The following is a 19,967-nucleotide window of genomic DNA, read 5'->3' as shown; positions in this document are numbered from 1 at the left end:
AAGGCAAGACCAGAGATCGATGGAATCATTCGCTTCCCCAGGGAATGCTCAAGATCTGTCGCCATGACATTCTGCCAGAAGTCTGGAAACGGTAATTCAGTTCGTGACTACTGATACTCCCCCCGGCGCCCTGGGTTACCGCAGATCGACTGCCACCAGCCCCCTGATGGATAACGGGAGACGATGCATAGCCCAGCCCCAGATTGACTCTTTTTATGGAAAGATCAGCGCTGGCCTGATCGCCCTGATCCTGCTCACCCAGAACGGGATCGGGTGATGCTGTCCCCGTCTGGTAATGCAAGCCGACCAGAGTACTGGAACCATCCACACGGCAACTGTCTGCTGATGGCTTGTATTCAGTGAACAGAATCAGAGAAAACAATCGGGAAGCCGAGGTGATTGACCGCCCGGCGGGAATAACACCATCACCCTCTAAATCAATCATCCAGCCACTCTTGGCCGCAATCACTGACTGAAGCGCAGTAAAGCTGCTGACGATTGAGGAGTCCACTGTATAAGCCACATTGCCGCTGCTGGTTTTTTTATTGATGTTACCATTGGTGTAGACCTGAACGTCCGTCGTATTGACCAGATCTGATAAAGACACCGCATTGTAGGTTAAAGCACCGCTGCTATCTTTTGGTTCCCTGAAACCATAGAAGGACTGTGCTTGTGTTGTGCGATTGTCATCATACGTCAGTAGTCTTCCACTCCCTACATAAAGCCAATGATCACGCTTGTCTGAGGCCACAACAGGGGCGGCTGAAATCGGCTTCCCGGTATCAAGAAGTGTTGTCAGTGTTGAGTCGGCCATAGTGTTTTGCAGACGCAATCTCATAAGTTTGCCAGCCAAAGTCGATGCACCTGTTGCAACTGCTCCGAGATAAACAGCATCGTCTTTATAATCCCGATCCCAATCCACGGCTGTAATATTACCTCCGTACGCCTGAGAAAACCCTGAATCCATCGGCGCCATGCCCGACACAAAAGCTTTACTTTTCAGATCATAGACAAAGAGTTTCAGATTCTGATTACTCGACCCGTCATCCAGTGCCGTTCGTATGCCAGACTCCCCTGTACCGATGGGTCCTGATGCAAAAACCAGATACCATTCATTCGTCGTAGGTGTTTGACTCCAATCATCTTCACCCTGGCTGTCTTTGGCGGCCACACGACGTTTTACCAGAGCAGGGCGAGAAGTGGTAAAGCCCAGTTCCGGATGGGTTATTTCCGCCAGCAGTTTAGGGGGCTCCTCTGGATTAGTGATATCCAGCACTACATAGGCAGAGCGAAGTGTTTTGTTATTCCCACCCAAAGTCACCTCATAATCACCGCCACCAAGACGCATACCCATCACCAGCACGGTTCCCCAGCCGCCGGGATAATCACTGTCATTACTGTCAAAAATGTTGGCATCGAAAGTTACGGGCTCTGCATCCATGTAGTAAACATGGGGATAGTCCGGCTCTCTCAACCATTGCAGATGAGGCAACAGATTCATGGGCGTATAAGCCCAAAGTTCAGAACCCAGTGGATGGCTGACTTCGCTGTTATCCCCCGTTGTGTTATAGCCGTATTGACTGTCATCCCAGAAGCCACCGTTAAAAGCGTGGATCATGCCGTCATTAGCCCCTACGTAAAGCATGTGCCGACGGTTTTTGTATTGGTTGTAGAAGGAGGTATAGGTGGTATCGGAATAGAGGGCATCAAACCGACTTTCTGGAGAAGACACCAGCTGTGGTGTTGAATGAATAATATCACCCAGTCGCCAGACATCATCGTCTCCGTCTTCATCGTAGTCAATGGTTCTAGGACGGGTTCCGGAGATCTCCTCACCGCGAACATAGTTGATGACATTGGCAACCTCAGAAGCTGAAACCCCCAGATAACCCTCGCTTGTGCTGAATGTATCAGGCGTCAGTGGCAGAGTTTCACCGATATCAACAACACCATCATTATCTTCATCCAGCCAGGTCAGAATATGGCGGCCACCTGAAGCGAGGGAACTGAAGGTACGCTGACTGGTGACGTTGGAGAGACTAGATAATTGATCTCTGGCATCCCAGATTGCATCCAGCTGATTCAGGGACTGAAGAGCGCCGTCGGGCGTCAGTGTTACCCCAGAATCTGAAGTGGAATATCTCTGAAGCAGAGTCTGGTTGGAGTTGGGGTCAAAAATCAGCTTCACGACTTTATCGACCGTATAATCATCAAGCTTGTCATTACCATTGCTGTCTTCGCGAAGTAAACCCTTACTGTCGACAAAGAGCGCGTGAAGCATACCACCCCAGGAAATGGTCTTACCGTTGTACTCCATAACGGGTTGAAACAGCGCCTGATAGAGAACACCTGCGCCGGTCTGACTGTTCGAAAAAAGTGCCGCGTTGGTGGCGGAGGACACCCTGCTGACGATATCCTGCAACACTTGCCCCAGCTGAGCTTCTAACTGGCTGGGGTTACGAGCGAAATAATAATTGTCAGGTAAACCATCTGCGCCTATTGAGCCGGTGGTATTATTCCGACTATCCCACTCCCGGTCATCATCTGAAATCCCATCGCCATTTTCGTCATACCTGGGCGTACCATCACCATCAAGATCAACAAAGCCACCGTACTTGGCCGCAAACCAGAGCGGTTTTTCAAGCCGACCTGCTGAGTTGCCGCTGGCCGTAAAGTTACTCACTTCATAATCCGTCTGCCCTTTGTAGACAAAATCGTTTTGTAATCCATCGTCGTAAGTACCAGTCATTGTGTAACTGAACCTCAGGTTCAATCCGGCATAAACACCATCTACTTGGACAGCCATTCGCACCTGGTCACTGCCAAAACTACCCACACGCAGGGTTGAATCTGAAGTGTCTGAGCACTGGGCTCCAACGCAAAACTTAATGCGTGAGGAAGCGTCATAATCAAAATCATTACCCCAGAGAGAGTCCTCCCAGGTAAACAGCAAGCTGCCTTCCACGACCTCACCATCAGAGTTCAGTACTGTATTCTCTACCACTACATCAGTGAGTGTGCAGTCACTACCACTGCCAGAGAAATTCGTTCCAGAACCAAAGTTGGAGCTGGTATGACAAACCGGTTGGAAAGTGACAGGCTTACCACCCGCATTCAGGGTAAAGCTAGGCATACTCTCTGCCAATTGAACGGCATAGGTTTTGACTTTCTGCACACCATCAAGAGTAGTGTTCAAATCGGTCTGGTTGCCATAGAACGCCAATCCGGACGCCTGATAACTCCCCTCCAGCTGAGGCAACTCAGGACACAGGCCTTTGGCTTCTGACAACCCATTAAGATACTTGGCTGTACACTGTCGTGTGCTACCTGTACCTCCAACCAGATAGTTACCAGCAAAGTTATTGTTATATTCAAGCTCACCCACTTCATCGGTTTTGCTATTCACACTGGCAGTACCCGACAAGCCAGGCAAATCGGCACTACTGGAGAGTTCGTCGGAATCAAAAGAGTTCAGTCCGCTGGACAACAGGATAATTGAACAGTTGGCACAGGCGTTGGCTGAAGTGACGGGGGCAATCCAGGACTCGGTCGACAGTCCTGACACAAATTGATCATCAACACTGGTATCAAAAGCACTGCTGGGTGATGACTGACCGGCAAAGTATCTTAGAGCCTCCAGATACATTTCAGCCAGTGGATTCCCCCAGTTGCTGCAATGACGATTTGAATAAGTTGAACGCCCTGATTTAAAGGTATCAATGGAAATGCCATAAGTGCTGCAGTCGGTATATTTATTCTGACTGTAGCTGTATCTGGCAATTCTGAAGCTGTTGATGTGCTGTATGATGCCATTGACAGAGCCGTTAAAAATACCGGTAGATACATTGACCTCATCATCAGAAGACGACGAGTTACCACCAATTTTGGAGATATTTCTTCGCAGCAAGCCACCAGAAATATTCTTGTCGTAACTGCCGCTGATCAAGCCAAACCGGAGACTGCCATCTTCACCATAGCGTTGCAGCAATCCCACCGGTTTGGCGTTGCCATTAGAATACTCTCTGCAACGAACCGACGTTGATGCATCTTTACCTGCTACACAGGATTCAACCCGAACCGTTTTTTCTGCTAACTCATAGCTGCTGGAAGGACTGTTAGACGCACTCCACTGGCACTGAATCACTTCAGTAGACGCCCAGCGCGGCCATTGACCACTGGCAATACGAACCTTTGGTTCACCAAGTTCACTGGTCGCCAGATTACAAAAACTCACAGAACCACTGTAAGGAGTCAGACTGGCAAGATCACTGCCATTGTATACTTTGACAAAAGCATGAATATCTCTGGGCAAATAGGCTCTTTCCAGAACGGTCAGAGATGAACTATCAGAAGACCGTTTACCTCCAAAGAGCACCCTTCTCAAAACATCCATTCGACTCATGGTCGCCCAATTCAGAAAATTACCACTCCATGGTGCATTTGCTGTATCACAGAAGTGACTATGGGTACCGGTTGCCAGTGCAACCGGTGAAAATCGCCCATTCGACGAACTGTACGAATAGCACCACTGACTGTCGAAGTACCCCAGGTATTCGAAGTCGTCTTTATAGGTCACATCCAACTGACCATCACCATCCAGATCCGAGTAATCCGGGTAGGCTTTTTTAAACAGCTCGTGATCAACCGACATCACCAACATAACCAGAGGTTCCGAGCTTCGACTTAACAGAGGTGGCACCGATGAATAGAGATTCGATGAGGGATCTGCTGATACCAAAGTGGACCAGACTGACAAAACAGACAGGCTGTTTATCAGTATTTGCTTCATCTTCATGACTGCACTCCTTGAGCTATAGCCTCTGCTAGTCATTTTTTTTATAAGTAGTCTGCAGCATGACCCGGGCATCTGTAGAACCACCCGTTGCCAATACGGTAATCCGATAAAACTGCGCCCAGTCAGTAAAACTGCCCGGGTCGGGGACAGGGCCATCACTTTCCTTGGGTAGATAGCACCGGAACTCAACGATGTATTTAGCCTGAGCAGATATACCTTCCAGATTAATGACCGTCGTTCGATGTCTTGAAGAGGAAGACCAGACAGACTCATCTTCCCAGGGCCTGTCACTGCCATTTTCACAGGTTCCTGCATCGGTAATTTCAGTGCCACTGAAACAAAGCCCATTGCTGCAGCCTGAATTAAAACTGGAAAGGGAAAAAACGGAATTGGCAATGTAATTTTCAGCTTCGAGCACTGCCACTTCTGCAGAGTGAAAGGCTAATTGTTCATTTCGAAAGTTACCGGTCATTTTCTCTTCCAGGCTGGTCAACCTGATCGAAGTAATACCGGCTACTGTGAGAATCAATAGCAGCACCAGACTGACCATTAAAACGCTTCCCTGCTGAGACTTCATTGTGCTTTTCATTGAACGATCCTCACTGCGGAATTCGATTCCGCAACTCCATAGTGATCACAAAAGATCGACGTAAAAAATTATCCGAGGGTGTTATGCGGTTTCCGGCAAAAAAATAGGACTGAGGGGTGTCCGTCACCTCCTGAAAACTTCTAAACAGCATCTCCATACGAACGCTGGTCACACTTTGCCAATCAAGACTGAACAACCCTATCTCTGAAGCGGTTCGATATTGATTGGCAATGCCATCGTCATCACTGTCATAGCCATAAAGCAGACTTAAACCTTCTACACCTTCAAGAAGCGCTTCAGCTGAATTAATCGCTCCAGAGGAAGTTTCTCCGGCAAACCTGCGATAGAGATTCGGGACACCGTTACTGTCCCGGAGGTAGTAAACGACAGAAGACAGAGGAAAAACCTGTGAACCGGTATGACTCTCAGCTTTGGCGTCCGCAGCGGATGTCAGACAGTTATAGCTTCCACCCAATTGGCTGGTGCAGTTATACAAGTTGCCACTGGAAGCTGATTCGTGAGAGACCGTTGAGCCACTGGTATTGGCTCCGGCACGAAAAACGGAGACCCCCTGACAGTCAGAGCGAACCGCAACCAGAAGATCTCCCGAATTAAAACTATGAGGAGCCGCCAGCGTCATTCTGGCCGTTGAGGTATTGTGACTGATAACACTCAGCCCGCTTTCCTGATCAATCCTGTGAATGACAACACTCTCTGAAATAGCATTGCTGTCGACTGAGGAATGATTGGCCTGGGGGACACCCAGAATGCCCTTATCAAAGTGTGCCATCCAGGTGCGATCATCCGTGCTGGTAAATAGGGCATTGGCAAGATCTGCACTGACAGGGCATCCTGTAGAACCAGCCATGCGAATGTCCCGCGCCATCAAATCAATGGCAAAGCGCGCATTTTCCTGAATACGGGAAAGTTCATCCTGTAGCATGTAAGTGCGATTGGCACTCAAAAAAAGGTGTCCAATACCCGCGATAAGAATCAACCCCAACAGCAGGGCGACCATCATCTCTACCAGTGATAACCCTGCCTGCTTCACCCCCTCTCTATTCATAGTGCACTCCTCAACACCACTTCACGTGCTGCCTGGGCACTTCGGGAATCATTGAATTTCAGAGTGATGACATAAACACGGCCTGAGGAAGTATCTTCTATGGCAATAGAGCCTGTAGCATCGGGTAGCTGACAGGCCAGCTGAAATTTCCATTGCTGAACATCATAGGTTGCTAACTGTGACTCACTGCAGGTTGCAGATTCACAGCTATTAATAAATTCCTGAGTCGTACAGGCAGCGGCAACATGCTCTGTTTCCAAAGTAATGTAATCACTGCCCGTAGCTGCGACTGTTTTATTCGCACGAATACGATCCATCATATCGTTGACAACAATGACAGCCTGGGAGCGGAGATAAGCCAACTGGTTATGCTGGAGGCTTTTGGTTTGCAGGCCAGCCATGCCCAACACACCGACGGAGATCACCAGCAGAGCCACCATGACCTCGATCAGGCCAATACCCTTCTGATACAGCTGGTTGATCAGGTTGCGTGTACTTCCTTTCATACGCACCTCAGTAGATTTCACAGTCTATTCAGTTGCAGGTTCCCGACTCTGACACCCTTGCTCTCCCGGTGAGACTCAGAACTATCTGCCTGACTTCAAAGCCACTCGAATTGGCTTCGCAAAGAGTAAATGTACCTGCCAGCCGGGCTTGTCCATGAGGGTTAAAACCCAGCGTGTTGCCATTATTCCACTGTATGGAAATCAGATTATCCGTTTCTCCAAAGACCCTGATTAACTGATCTTCCGAGTCGAGAGCACCATCAGCATCTTCATCTGCAAACACCAGCCACCCTGTGCTCCAGTTCGTCAGTGAGTTATCACACCCAGACCCATTACTGGACTTGCAAATCGAAACAGGACTTCGTCGTTTAATCGCCTCACTTCGGGCCAGCAACATACTGCCGAACAGTGTCTGGGTATTAGCAGCAACACGACGATCTGCCAGTACATCTTTGAAAGAGGGAGCTGCAACAGTGATAAGAATCGCAAAAACAGACAGTGTGACCAGCATTTCAGGAAGCGTCATCCCTGCCCTGCTTTTCCATTTTTGGCCCGACCCGAACACCATAATCAGTTCTCTGCTTCGATACTTTGGGAAGAAGGTTTCTCATCGTTTAACTGCACTTTAGTTGTCTCTGATATCAAACCGTAGAAGCACTGTAAGAAACTCGGATAGCAAGATCGCTTCAACCGACCAATGGCAAAAACCGCTTGGTTTTCAGGGATAAAAGATTGCGGCTGGACGTAAAGTGGCAGGTACTTATAACAGCTCATCCAGATGAAATACCGCTTATCGGTATCTACTGCCAACTGGAAAAACATTGTGTTCAACTCGGCCATGCAGGGATCATCACACTACCTGCGGCTTGCGAAAAGAAGAAAAATAAATACAAGAAGAAATGCTTTTTCATGGATGTTCAGCCCAAAACCAAGACGAATGGCTTCACACTGGTGGAGCTGATGATCACATTAGCCATTGTGGCCATATTGGCGACTGTTGCGTTTCCATCCATGCAATCGTCCATTGCTAATAATCGAGTTCGCTCCCATGGTCAGGATATTGCCAGTATTCTTAGTTTTGCTCGTTCTGAAGCCATTAGCCGCGGAATTCCTGTCGTTGTTACACCAGTCAATAGTTGGCTTGGAGGAGCAAGTGTTTCTGCTAATGGCGCCGCTATCCAAGAGTTACCCGCTCTCGTGGGCTCTACAAATATTACTAACAATTCAGCAAGCTACACCTTTGACCCAAGAGGCTTAACGATTAATAACACAGCTATTGTCGTCAACCACAATGACTCAGACAACGAAGTAAACATAAATATATCAGCAGGCGGCGCAATTACTGTTAGTGAGGGACCAAAGTGATGACAACTTATCAGGGAAGAGGCAACAGCAAGCATCAGAAAAAAGGTTTCACTATGATTGAAACCTTAGTGGCATTAATCATTATCTCTGTGGGCCTTCTTGGTGTTGCCGGTCTGGTCAGTGAATCCCAGAAGAATGTTCAGGAAGTACAGCAAAGATCAATAGCCCTTCAGCTCACAAACGACCTTCTGGCCAGAATGACTGCCAATCCCCAAGGACTTGCTAACTACCAGGGCAATATTGCTGCCGCCTTGAACCAGCCGGGAACACTCTGCAATCAGAACAATTCCGACTGCACTCCCGCTCAACTTGCAGCCTATGACCTCTGGGAGTGGAGCACCTATCTTTTCGGTAGCTCTATACAACTGAACAATAACGACGCAGGTGGTCTTATTTCTCCCACAGCCTGTATAACAGTCAACAACGATGATGATGTCACTCTTGTGATTGCCTGGAGAGGCAAGTTTCAGAGAGCGGATAGTAATGCTGCGCAGACCTGTGGCACAAATAGTCCAAATTATAACGGCGGCAATGCAAATGATTTACGCAGATTGATGGTTGTTGATACAACTATAAGCTAAGGGATAGTGCTCATGAGAAGCCAACTAAATTCGCTCCATAACCAATCTGGCTTATCCCTGATAGAAATCATGGTAGCCATGACGCTATCTCTTTTTCTTTTAGCAGGTGTTGGTATTTTATATATCAATACATTCACAATACAAAGAGACAGTAATCAGAGAGTTGATCTTAATGACAACAGTAGAACGGCTCTTACGGTAATATCAAAACACCTGAGATCAGCTGGATACGGCAACGGTCTTGGAATAGGAAGTCTGGATACCAACGGCCTTTCTATAAACCCCGCAAATAGTGACTGTGATAACCTCGGTGCTGTTTATAACTCGCTGACCCCTTTTCTTGCAGGTCGTTCCTCTGCCGATATTCTTGGATGTGCAGTTGGCCAAGTTGGGAATTACACCGTAAATGCCGGCTCTCCGTCTGACTGGATTTTATTCAAAGGTGCAGTAGGCCCGGCACTGGAGTTCGATCCTGCCAATGGCGTCAACCAGCTTCAGGCAAACACCAATTATATTTTTTCCAATACTCAACAAGGCCAACTCTTCAGAGGAACTAATCCACCTGCGACTCCGGAAGACGAAATAATCAGGGAATATCAGTTCAGTCTTTTTTATCTTTTTAACAACAATCTTCAGTTGACAAGACTCATCAACGATAGCCTTGTCACAGATACTGTTGCAAACAATGTAGAAAGCATGAGGGTAGTTTTAGGTATTGACGATAACGAGGATGGCCAGGTAAATCGGTATACAGGTGTGCCCGCCAATACACAAAATTGGACCGCAGACCAATGGAATAATGTTATTTCAGCCACCATTTATATTCTTACCACGAGTGACAATGATCCGGGCTATCAAGATACACGCTCTTATTTGATGGGAGATATCACAGTTGCAGCACCCAATGACAACCGTCACCGTATCTTGGCCAGTACCACAGTCTATTTATACAATCAGGCATACAGGTAATTTACCCATGAATAGAAGTCACCGATTGTCGCAAAAAGGTATGATTCTGCTTACCTCACTTTTATTTCTGCTTATGCTGACTGCCGTAGCTGTCACCTCTGTAAACTATTCGAACCTGTCACCCAGAAAGCTGGCAAATGCGGAAATAAAAACGCTGACCTTTAATCAGGCTCAAGGTGAATTGAATGAAGTCAACGCTCTAGGTATGGATCAATTGACACCAAATCAGTGCCCAGGGGAAAGCCCCAAAGACAGCTATAATCCAACGGAAGCGCCTGCGGGTTCAACCAGTGCTGAAATCCAGAATCATCGTTGCAACACTGCTTCTGATACATCTGCTAATTATCTAACAACAACAGCAAACACTCCCAGAAAAGAAGATGCCAGCGGTGTTGGTAATTATTCGGTTGAGTATTATCGTCTGGAAGCTGAAAGAGAGCAGTCCGGTATTCGAACTTCGATTGCAATGAATAGCTATAAGGGATTACTGGGCGACCAAAGCGGCTCAACATTTGGCCTTGATGAAGGTCGTACTGTCACAGTAGGTGACAACTTTCAGTCAAACTAGGTCAAATTAAAATAAAGTATTAGACGTATGATCCTCTTTAAAACCAAGAAGTGCATATCTTTTATAGTGAGAAAAATCTCAATCCTGAGTTCTTTGCTGCTGAGTTTCACTGCTGGTGCTGATGACACTGATATTTTTATTGGCGGTAACATAAATAATAATGAACGTCCCCAAGTACTTGTCATTTTTGATAATTCAGGAAGTATGGGCAATCAAGCTCCTGGTACAACAAAATTAAAAATAGATCTGGCTAAAGATGCTATTCAGTCACTCATCAGAGATAACCCAAACATCGATTTTGGTTTGTCTGTTTTTAATTCAAATGAATATTCTAATAATATCTATGGTGGAAACATATTTCGTGGTGTAAGAGAACGTAATTCAAGCCAAACTCAAAATTTGGTCAATTCAGTAGGTAGCATTCAACCTGAGACATGGACCCCACTCTGTGATACTTTTTATGAGGTTTATCGATACCTTACTGGAGGGTCTATTTATTTTGGCCAAACCTCTTCAAATAGAGATACCTCAGTGGAGTCTAACGGCAATTACATTTCTCCTATCAGAAGCTGCCAGAATTTGTATGTTATCTATATGACCGATGGCGAACCTTCCAAGGATGGTTCCAGAAACAATGCTATAAAAAATTTAAGAATTAATGGGACAGATCGAATCGAGAGCTGTGGCTTCTACAAAGATTATCAAGAAATCGAACGTGAGAACTGTTTACCTAAACTTGCAAAGTATCTCGCCAATCCAGGAGAATCAGGCTTAGACGGAAACTCATCTACAGGTAGTCAGAAAGCTTACACTTATACTATTGGTTTTGCTACAGACCAAAGCTTACTCTATGACACTGCCAGAGAGGGCAATGGTGTTTGTTACACTACCGTTGGAAGTAATACAGACTCAGAATCTGGCTGTATAGCCGTTGATGATATAGCCTCGGCTTTTCAAGGAGCAATCAAAGAAATTTTGAAACGAAGCAGTACATTTGTTTCACCCGCTGTCGCTGTTAACAGCTTTAATAGAACAGAAACTCTTGATAACGCCTATTATTCGATGTTCCTGCCTTCAGAATCATCTCGCTGGACGGGTAACATCAAAAAACTGAAAGTTTTCAAGTCCCAGACAGAAACTCCCGGATGTGGAAATGGCGATGACTATGACGTGGGCACTGTCGTTGATCGTGGATGTGATCAGGCTTTGAAAGAAGGTTCCAGTCAAATTGATGATGGCGCTTCTACCTACTGGGGAACAATCAATGATGGTGATCAGGTGGAAAGTGGTGGTCTGGGTGAACAACTGCTCACCAGCCGGGGTACATTCTATACAAATATTGCTGACTCCGATGGCTCCGAGCAAATTAGCTCTCTTGATAACATTCCCGCTTCAAGTTTTAACATTGCTTCAGGCAAGACCTATAGCGCGCAAAATCTGATAAGCTGGCTAAAGGGTGGAAGTGATGCCAGTGGATCTAACAGAGAGTGGGTATTAGGAGATATTCTCCACTCCAGACCTGTAACATTGAACTATGGAGCGAGAACCAATGCCTATACACAAACCAATCCTGATATACGAATAGTGTTTGGTACCAACTTTGGTCAGCTCCATTTTATAGAAGATCAAGGAAATACTGTCAGAGAAAATTGGTCATTCTTTGCCAAAGAAAGTGCTCCTATCGTTCCGTCACTCTATGAAAATCTTGATGATGTACCTCACCCTTACGGACTGGATGGTCAGATAAGTTTATTGCGTCTTGATGTAAACAACGACGGTAGCATCAAGAAAACTGACAAAGACCGAATGATCCTGTTCTTTGGCATGAGGCGAGGAGGTACAAGTTACTATGCTATTGATGTGACTGACCCGGAAGCCCCTCCAATACTCTTGTGGAGAATTGATAATTCAACCCCTGGCTTTGAAGAAATGGGCCAAAGCTGGGCACCTCCAGTACCTGTTATCTTACCTGGCCACCGATTCGTGGAAGAGACAGTTTCCGGAAGTACAGCTGCAAAAACCATATATTATAAATACGCATTAGCTATTGGCGCAGGATACGACGGTGACGAAATTAACGGTAAAGATGATGATCGCACAGGAGAGGAAATTGTCGACTCAAATGGTGAGACCAGATATGAACGCTATTACTCAACCAGAGGTCGTGGCATTTACTTTGTTGATGCTGCAACCGGCAGCCTTATAAAGTCGTTCACTGCACCCGATACAGATGATACCAATGACAACGACGCAACCCGTTTTGAATACAGTGATTTAAAATGGAGTGTACCTTCCCCACCCGCAGTCCTCGACAGCAATGGTGATGGTCTGGTTGACAGGGTTTATGTACCTGATTCAGGAGGGAATGTTTTCCGAATTGATATCGGAAAAGACTACAATGATGAGGGTGATGAACTGGCGATCTGGTCAATCTTTAAATTTGCAGAGCTGGGAGCTGATGCCTCGAGCTTTAAGCCTTCACCCGATTCAACTGATGACAAGAGGTTTATGTATCAGCCTGAGATAGTTAGAACTGTTCATAGAGGCACAGCCTATGATGCTGTCGTTCTTGGAACTGGTAACCGTGCCAACCCACTTACAGAAACAAATCTTGATAACTATTATGTTCTCAGAGATAAAAACCTGTTTTATCGTTACTACAAGTCCGGAGACTGCAATGGGTGCACCACGCCTCCAGCAACAATAAGGCATTCCGATTTGTATAATGCAACAGCCAATACCATTCAGACAGGCACAGCTATTGAGCAGCAGGAGGCTCTGAGTCAACTGGCAGGCTCCTATGGTTGGTATATTCAGCTTGAATCTACTGGAGAGAAAACAACAACAACGGGACAAGTGTATGGAGGACAGCTTCTATTCAGTACCTACTCACCATCCAGCAATCCCGGAGCTAATATTTGTACTCCTGGTGTAGGGAGTAGTTATTTTTATGTTCTAAATTTACACACTGCCAGTGCAATCCGACAAGAAGATGATAGCTGGGTCAGAAAAACAGCCTTATCCGTCATCGGTACACCCGGTGATGCCACTATCTTTTCACCGGGTGCCGGAAAAAATCTTGTTGACTTAAATACCGGATATAATGGTATCCCAAGCGAAATAGGATTATACCGTTACGGTTGGGTAGAGCAGCAGTAAAGAAGCACTCACTATGATCAATAATCAAAATACAATGAACAGATATAATGGCTTTACACTAATAGAACTTATGATTGTAGTTGCAATCGTAGGCGTTTTGGCTGCAATAGCATTTCCCAGTTATCAAGCCTTTCTCACCGATGGAAGAAGATCAGAAGGTCAAACGGCTTTGTTGCAAGCAGCAGGTCAACAGGAGCAGTTTTTTTTAGACAATAAAGTCTATACAACCGATATGACGGCACTTGGCCATGCCACTAGTCCATTTATGACTGAGGATGGGTGGTATTCTGTTTCTGCCGCCTGTGCTGTGGGTGGCTGTCAAAATGGATACACACTGACTGCCATACCCCAAGGTGCACAGGCCGCTGATGGAAACCTGACGCTTGATTCACTGGGTAGAAGAAACGCAAACTGGGATAACTAATTCTGAAAAAGCCCTCTAAACCTGAGGGCTCCATTCCAAAAAAAACAATCACCCCACAAAAATCTCAGCCACCATAACATGACTCCCCCCCGGTTCCAGCCCAACAGAAACCTGGGGCAACGTTATCGTTTCCACACAAACCATAGACTTATAATCAAAAGTAGGCACATCATGCATTTTTTCTGCCCGAACAGGTCCCGGGTTCCAGACGACTGTGCCGTTGCTGCCGGATTTTTTGATGGTGATTTTTCTTCCCAAACCAGGATCGTGAAGGATGCAGGCTTCGCTATCATCAATATAGGTTCTGTCGACTTCACCCTGAATGATCACATCCCCTTCCTGAATGCAGGCTCTGCTGTCGTCGGTCTCATCCAGGTAACGCTTGCCATCCAGTCCTTCAATCCAGATCAGGTCCGTGTTTGATACGGTGAAATAAGTATGCAACGCCTGACTGATTTCAACTTTTCCTGCTCCAGTGTTTCTCGTGGTCAGACTGATTCTTAGTGTTTTGCCAACAATAATCTCTATAGTCAGGCCTGCTTTACCATCCCATTCCGGAATACTGTCAATGGGTAATGACAAAACAACTCGAGTCTCGCCAGTCTCCAGCGTGTCAGTCAACTCAAATTTCCAAAGCTCTGTACGGGCAAAACCGTGATTGGGGCCTCCTTCCTGTCGAGGACCAAACCATGGCCAGCAAACGGGCACGCCACCACGAATCGCTTTTCCCTCAAGCATGTCTGCCAATGGGCTCATCCAGAGGACCTTCTCCTGACCTTTTGGCTGATAACTTAAAACCTGCCCTCCCTGCAGGGAAATCATAGCTTTGGCAAAAGGGTTGTCGATTTCAAGAACAGGCACAGCGCCTATCATTCTGGGTTTGAAAGCAGAATTCGTTTGAAAAGTCATAGCAAAACTTCCTGAGTTGTAACATCAGAATAACAGACCCACATTTCTGTGACATGACCAGATACCTCATCGACACATGCACCTGCATCTATTCCTGCAGATGCACTGATAGCAGGGTATGAGGTCAGTCTGGACTTATTGTGGCAACCAAAAATTTACAAGACTATGAAAGAGTATCAAAACTTCAGATAGAGAATTGGGTAGGTAGACGATAAATATCGTATTTTGGACATCCGATAGGCTGGATTGAATATGGGATCAATAACTATTTTATGAAAGGGAAGCTCAGGCTTCCCTTTTCGTTGTTATCAGAAAGTTAAACCCACCCACAACCAGAGTTTATCGGTGTCTACCATCTCAGTATCATCACCTGCTGTATAGGTAGCATATTTCACACCTGCGTTATAGTGCTTCGCAAATTTCTTGCTATAGACCAGATCGATCTCTTTGCCCAGATCTTCAATACCGGAGCTATCGTCATCAGCACTAAAATCGTGATAGGTAACCGACCACTTGCCACCAAAGAGCTTGCCGCCTACCGAGGCATAAAGATCTTTAAGACCCTCCTCAGGAGTGCCTAGGAACTGATCCGTCCAACCATTGAACTTATGAGCAGTAGCCAGTGGTGTCGAGAAGCCATAATCGCCACCATCGGAGCCCAGTACTTCATAGCCCACTTTTGTTGTAATACCGAATATTACTACTCCACCCTCGACAAAGTAGAAATTGGCATTGTGTTTATTTGAGCCTGATTCGGACTCCTGAGTGGCAAACTCTCCGGTGTAGAGGAGTTTCAGGTCGCTGACATCTGCGGAACCTGAGAGTCGCACGCCGTAGGTATCCAGCATCTTGTCAGTATTACTTTCTTCCCAGTCAAGCAAGTATGCATAACTGGTAAGTTTGCCTATGGGGGTTGCATAAGAAGCGTTGAGCAGATGATCCTTAGATCTCAGATCTTGTTCTTCTGCAAAAATCCGGTTGCGCTTGTTGATGTAGGCATATTTCAGTGACAATCCTTCAACAGGCATATAATCAGCGCTAAATGCATTGAAGGTTTGTCGGTCCTGTCGCCAGCCCACATGTCCCACAAAACGTTGATTATCATAGGCGATAACCTGCCTACCGAGCTTGGCTGTCAGCCCTTCCATTTTATATTGAATAAATGCCTGATCGACTTCGGTCACTTCCGGATCAGCAATCACAGAGTAATCACCACCATTGCCAACCTTATCATTGTAATCATCGATACCCGCTATAGACCTTGAATCTTCAAATTCCAAAAGGCCAGAGAAACCATAGTAATCCCCTGTCTTGTATCCCAGTCGAGAGCGAAGGGTCAGTGCTTTAGCATCTTTCTTAATATTGTCCTGATCAACAGTCTCGTATCTGAGCCTGAAGTCACCATACGCCTCTCCGCCGGTAAGCGCTTCTATAAATTCGTCAGCCTGAACCTGAGTTGTTGAGACAGCAGCTGCCCCCGCAATAGCCGCTGCCAGTAATGTTACCTTTGTGTGTTTCAAGGACTTAAACTCCGTTTTTTTGTTGTGAAAAGCCTTTTATCGCATGGACGACAAAAAATTATTTTTCTCGCTCATTGCTGATTTATTGTTGTTATTGTTGATTGAGCTGCGTTATATCCCCCCGGATACTACGCGGCCTGAAAGCTTTCCTTACTGCTGGAAGCTTCTTTTTTCTTTTTATGCTTGCTGATGTTTTCCACCTTGCGCTGTTTCTCATAGAGGAACTTCAATACTTCAGAGCGCAGGCGGGTATACTCAAGGTCTTCTGCCAGAGCCAGACGATCTCTGGGACGTTCCAGATTGATGTCAAGAATTTCGCCAATAGTGGCTTCTGGCCCATTGGTCATCATGACGATACGATCCGAGAGCAGTACGGCTTCATCCACATCATGGGTAATCATGATGACGGTGTTATTCAGCTCCTGCTGGATCTCCATCAAAGAGTCCTGCATATGAGCCCGGGTCAGGGCATCAAGAGCACCGAAGGGTTCATCCATCAACAAAATTTCCGGCTGCATGGAGAGTGCCCTGGCAATGCCGACACGCTGCTTCATACCTCCGGAAATTTCATCAGGTCGCTTGTGCATGGCATGCTCCATGTGCACCAATTCCAGGTTGTGCTCTATCCATTCTTTTGTTTCAGACTTGCTTTTTGAGCGTCCAAATACCTGCTTAACCGCCAGTTCAACGTTCTGATAGGCTGTCAGCCAGGGCAGCAGAGAATGATTCTGGAACACCACGGCTCTTTCCGGTCCCGGTTCCCTGACCTCCTTACCGTTAAGGACTACACCCCCGGTAGTGGCCTGGTAAAGCCCGGCAACAATGTTCAATACGGTTGACTTACCACACCCCGAATGACCAATCAGCGAAACAAATTCTCCTTTACTGATCTTCAGGTCCACGCCTTTGAGTGCCGTGAAAGGTCCTTTTGGTGTATCAAACACCATGTCGATGTGGCTTATATCTAATAGAGTGCCCGCTGCTTTTTGAGAGTTCATGTCCGTCACCTCCGTGAATTAACTGACTATGCCGGCCTTGTCCCAGGAGACAAAGCGCTGCAGCTGAAGCATGGTGCGATCCAGCAGAAAACCGATAAACCCGATGACGATAACGGCCACCATAATCCGGGCCAGAGAGTTGGAGCTGCCATTCTGGAACTCATCCCAGACGAACTTTCCAAGACCGGGGTTCTGAGCCAACATTTCCGCAGCGATCAGAACCATCCAGGCAACCCCTAACGACAATCTCATACCGGTGAAAATCATCGGTATGGAAGCGGGCAGAACAATTTTCTGCACATGCTTCAGGGCTGGCAGTCTCAGCACACGGCTGACATTCACCAGATCCTTCTCAATGGAAGAAACGCCCACTGAAGTGTTGATTACCATGGGCCACAGACAACAGAGCGTGACGGTAATCATGGAATTTAAAAAGGACTTGGCTACCAAAGGGTCAGGACTGACATACACAGCACTGACGACCATGGTCACCAAAGGTAGCCAAGCCAGGGGAGAAACCGGTTTAAAAATCTGAATAACAGGATTCACTGCCGCATTCAGGGTTTTATTCAGTCCTATGGCAATCCCCAGGGGTATGGCGATGACTGCTGCCAGGACAAATCCACTCAGCACAGTGATAAGGCTGGTGAAGATCTGGTCCAGAAACGTTTCTTTACCGGTGTAGGCACGAATTTTGGGTACGTAATCCGGGTCCTTGGCCAGTCTGGCTTCGATACGCTTCTCTTGTCGCTCATAGAAGGCCTGCTCTTTGAATCGTTCGGCGCTGTGTTCTTCATAGAGCGACCCCATTTGCTCCCAGACTGCCGAGGGTCCGGGAAATTGGCCCAGTGATGTATCAATTTTGCTGGCGACCCCTGACCAAATCATCAGAAAGACCAGGATGCCGGCAAAAGGAATCAACAGGGTTTTAAAAGTTATTATTATTGTTGTTTTAAGATTTTCAGAAATAATTGGCTTGTTAGTATTGTTATTGGCCAACGCAGTTTCAGTTGTCATGTTGGTTCTCTCCCCCAAACAGCCTTGAGCGGAAAATTCAGCCCATCCCAGAACATAAAACAGTGCACAAATCGTGATGGGGCTGTATTTTCAAAATCATCAGCCCGAGCTTGAATGGATCAACCACAAGGCTGATCCATTCACAACAAAATCAAATCTTGTCGCCCTGCTTCAGACCAATACTGAACTTGTTGATGTACTCATTAGGCTTCTTGCCGTTGTAGACGATGCCGTCAATAAAGTGGGTCTGTGGATTTCTGAACCCGTCTTCTTCTGCAAAGTTCGGGAAGTCGCTAACCTTGGCCAATTTGTCTTCGATCAGGGACCTGGCAGCTGCTTCATAGATATCCGGGCGATAAACTTTCTTGGCAATGTCGACGTACCATGAATCGGGTTTATCTTCAGAAATCTGTCCCCAGCGACGCATCTGGGTCAGATACCAGATCGCATCAGAGTAGTAGGGATAAGTAGCGTTGTAACGGAAGAAGACGTTGAAATCAGGTACTTCACGTTTGTCACCTTTCTCATATTCGAAAGTACCGGTCATGCTGTTGGCAATCACGTCGTAGTCAGCACCTACATAATTGGACTGGGAAAGTATTTTCACAGCCTCAGGACGGTTGGCGTTGTTGTTTTCATCCAGCCATTTGGCAGCACGGATCAGTGCGCGAGTCAGACGAATAGTGGTGTTGGGATATTTTTCGGCAAAGGCTTTGGTAATACCGAACACTTTTTCCGGATTGTCTTTCCAGATTTCGTAATCCGTTACAACAGGAACACCGATGTTTTTGAAGACAGCCTGCTGGTTCCAGGGCTCACCTACACAGTAACCATAGATAGTACCCGCCTCCATAGTGGCTGGCATCTGAGGTGGCGGAGTCACCGATAGCAGTGCGTCAGCATTAATCTGACCTGAGGTATCCCCCTTGTGCGGAGCATAATATCCGGGGTGAATGCCACCCGCTGCCAACCAATATCTTAATTCATAGTTGTGTGTGGAGACCGGGAAGACCATACCCATGTTGAATGGTTTGCCGTCGTCTTTGTACTTTTCAACAACGGGTTTCAGAGCATCCGCCTTGATAGGATGCTGAGGCTTGCCGTCTGCCCGTTTGGGAATATTCGGTTTCATCTGTTTCCAGATTTCATTGGAAACAGTGATACCATTACCGTTCAGATCCATGGAAAACGGAGTGATGATTTCCGCTTTTGTACCATAACCCATGGTCGCAGCAATAGGCTGACCGGCCAGCATGTGCGCGCCATCGAGCCGTCCATCGATGACGCCATCGAGCAATACTTTCCAGTTTGCCTGAGCTTCTATGGTGACGTACAAGCCTTCATCTTCGAAGTAGCCTTTTTCGTACGCAATGGCTATAGGTGCCATGTCCGTCAGTTTGATAAAACCAAACCTCAGTTCTTCTTTTTCTGGATAACCCAACTCGGCATTTACCTGCATTGACACAAGACCACTGACGCTAATCAGGGCACTCATTGCCAC

General features: G+C 46.6%; 16 protein-coding genes. 6 read left to right on the top strand and 10 right to left on the bottom strand.

Features of this window, described 5'->3' with window-relative positions:
• Window positions 1-25: 25 nt before the first annotated feature.
• The 5 genes from ACOMG9_RS06735 to ACOMG9_RS06715 are packed head-to-tail and all read right to left on the bottom strand — an operon-like array spanning window position 26 to window position 7,524.
• On the bottom strand, window positions 26-4,795 hold the full coding sequence (locus tag ACOMG9_RS06735) for a pilus assembly protein (protein ID WP_448216344.1): 4,770 nt from the start codon (window positions 4,793-4,795) through the stop codon (window positions 26-28).
• A gap of 28 nt (window positions 4,796-4,823) precedes the next feature.
• Window positions 4,824-5,384, bottom strand: a complete 561-nt coding sequence (locus ACOMG9_RS06730; protein ID WP_448216343.1) for a pilus assembly PilX family protein — start codon at window positions 5,382-5,384, stop codon at window positions 4,824-4,826.
• Window positions 5,385-5,394: 10 nt separating this feature from the next.
• Complete coding sequence (locus tag ACOMG9_RS06725; protein ID WP_448216342.1) at window positions 5,395-6,450, bottom strand: PilW family protein; 1,056 nt, start codon at window positions 6,448-6,450, stop codon at window positions 5,395-5,397.
• Window positions 6,447-6,956 (bottom strand): type IV pilus modification protein PilV, encoded by a 510-nt coding sequence (gene pilV, locus ACOMG9_RS06720; protein ID WP_448216341.1) that lies wholly within the window; start codon window positions 6,954-6,956, stop codon window positions 6,447-6,449. The genes ACOMG9_RS06725 and pilV (ACOMG9_RS06720) overlap by 4 nt, the downstream gene beginning before the upstream one ends.
• Before the next feature lie 28 nt (window positions 6,957-6,984).
• Complete coding sequence (locus ACOMG9_RS06715) at window positions 6,985-7,524, bottom strand: GspH/FimT family pseudopilin (RefSeq protein ID WP_494529983.1); 540 nt, start codon at window positions 7,522-7,524, stop codon at window positions 6,985-6,987.
• 164 nt (window positions 7,525-7,688) lie between these two features.
• Between ACOMG9_RS06715 and ACOMG9_RS06710 the strand changes: the two genes are divergently transcribed.
• Genes ACOMG9_RS06710 through ACOMG9_RS06685 form a run of 6 tightly spaced genes read left to right on the top strand, consistent with a single transcriptional unit; the run spans window position 7,689 to window position 14,022 of the window.
• Window positions 7,689-8,321, top strand: coding sequence for a GspH/FimT family pseudopilin (locus tag ACOMG9_RS06710; RefSeq protein WP_448216339.1), 633 nt, complete (start codon window positions 7,689-7,691; stop codon window positions 8,319-8,321).
• Entirely contained in the window at window positions 8,321-8,902 is a 582-nt protein-coding gene (gene pilV, locus ACOMG9_RS06705) for a type IV pilus modification protein PilV (RefSeq protein WP_448216338.1), read from the top strand. The genes ACOMG9_RS06710 and pilV (ACOMG9_RS06705) overlap by 1 nt, the downstream gene beginning before the upstream one ends.
• Window positions 8,903-8,914: 12 nt before the next feature.
• Window positions 8,915-9,871, top strand: a complete 957-nt coding sequence (locus tag ACOMG9_RS06700) for a PilW family protein (protein WP_494529982.1) — start codon at window positions 8,915-8,917, stop codon at window positions 9,869-9,871.
• A gap of 7 nt (window positions 9,872-9,878) precedes the next feature.
• Window positions 9,879-10,439: a hypothetical protein gene (locus tag ACOMG9_RS06695; RefSeq protein WP_494529981.1), complete on the top strand. Its 561-nt coding sequence runs from the start codon at window positions 9,879-9,881 to the stop codon at window positions 10,437-10,439.
• A gap of 27 nt (window positions 10,440-10,466) precedes the next feature.
• Window positions 10,467-13,598: a hypothetical protein gene (locus ACOMG9_RS06690; protein ID WP_494529980.1), complete on the top strand. Its 3,132-nt coding sequence runs from the start codon at window positions 10,467-10,469 to the stop codon at window positions 13,596-13,598.
• A 13-nt stretch (window positions 13,599-13,611) separates the two neighbouring features.
• Window positions 13,612-14,022 (top strand): type IV pilin protein, encoded by a 411-nt coding sequence (locus ACOMG9_RS06685; RefSeq protein WP_448216335.1) that lies wholly within the window; start codon window positions 13,612-13,614, stop codon window positions 14,020-14,022.
• Window positions 14,023-14,070: 48 nt separating this feature from the next.
• Here the strand turns inward: ACOMG9_RS06685 and ACOMG9_RS06680 are convergent, their stop codons facing one another.
• From ACOMG9_RS06680 to ACOMG9_RS06660, 5 genes are all read right to left on the bottom strand, one after another.
• Complete coding sequence (locus ACOMG9_RS06680) at window positions 14,071-14,931, bottom strand: D-hexose-6-phosphate mutarotase (protein ID WP_494529979.1); 861 nt, start codon at window positions 14,929-14,931, stop codon at window positions 14,071-14,073.
• A gap of 308 nt (window positions 14,932-15,239) precedes the next feature.
• The gene (locus ACOMG9_RS06675) at window positions 15,240-16,451 is read right to left on the bottom strand and encodes an alginate export family protein (protein WP_494529978.1); all 1,212 of its coding nucleotides are present in this window, start codon (window positions 16,449-16,451) and stop codon (window positions 15,240-15,242) included.
• Between the two features lie 128 nt (window positions 16,452-16,579).
• The gene (locus ACOMG9_RS06670) at window positions 16,580-17,449 is read right to left on the bottom strand and encodes an ABC transporter ATP-binding protein (RefSeq protein ID WP_422132938.1); all 870 of its coding nucleotides are present in this window, start codon (window positions 17,447-17,449) and stop codon (window positions 16,580-16,582) included.
• A gap of 18 nt (window positions 17,450-17,467) precedes the next feature.
• Window positions 17,468-18,466 carry an ABC transporter permease gene (locus tag ACOMG9_RS06665; protein ID WP_422132937.1) on the bottom strand — a complete coding sequence of 333 codons (999 nt, stop codon included), beginning with the start codon at window positions 18,464-18,466 and terminating at the stop codon, window positions 17,468-17,470.
• 151 nt (window positions 18,467-18,617) lie between these two features.
• Window positions 18,618-19,961 (bottom strand): CmpA/NrtA family ABC transporter substrate-binding protein, encoded by a 1,344-nt coding sequence (locus tag ACOMG9_RS06660; RefSeq protein WP_448218619.1) that lies wholly within the window; start codon window positions 19,959-19,961, stop codon window positions 18,618-18,620.
• Between the last annotated feature and the right edge of the window lie 6 nt (window positions 19,962-19,967).

Source organism: Endozoicomonas sp. PH6C, assembly GCF_059322965.1.
The sequence above is the reverse complement of the archived record's forward strand: the minus strand, read 5'-3'. Positions and strand labels throughout refer to the sequence as shown.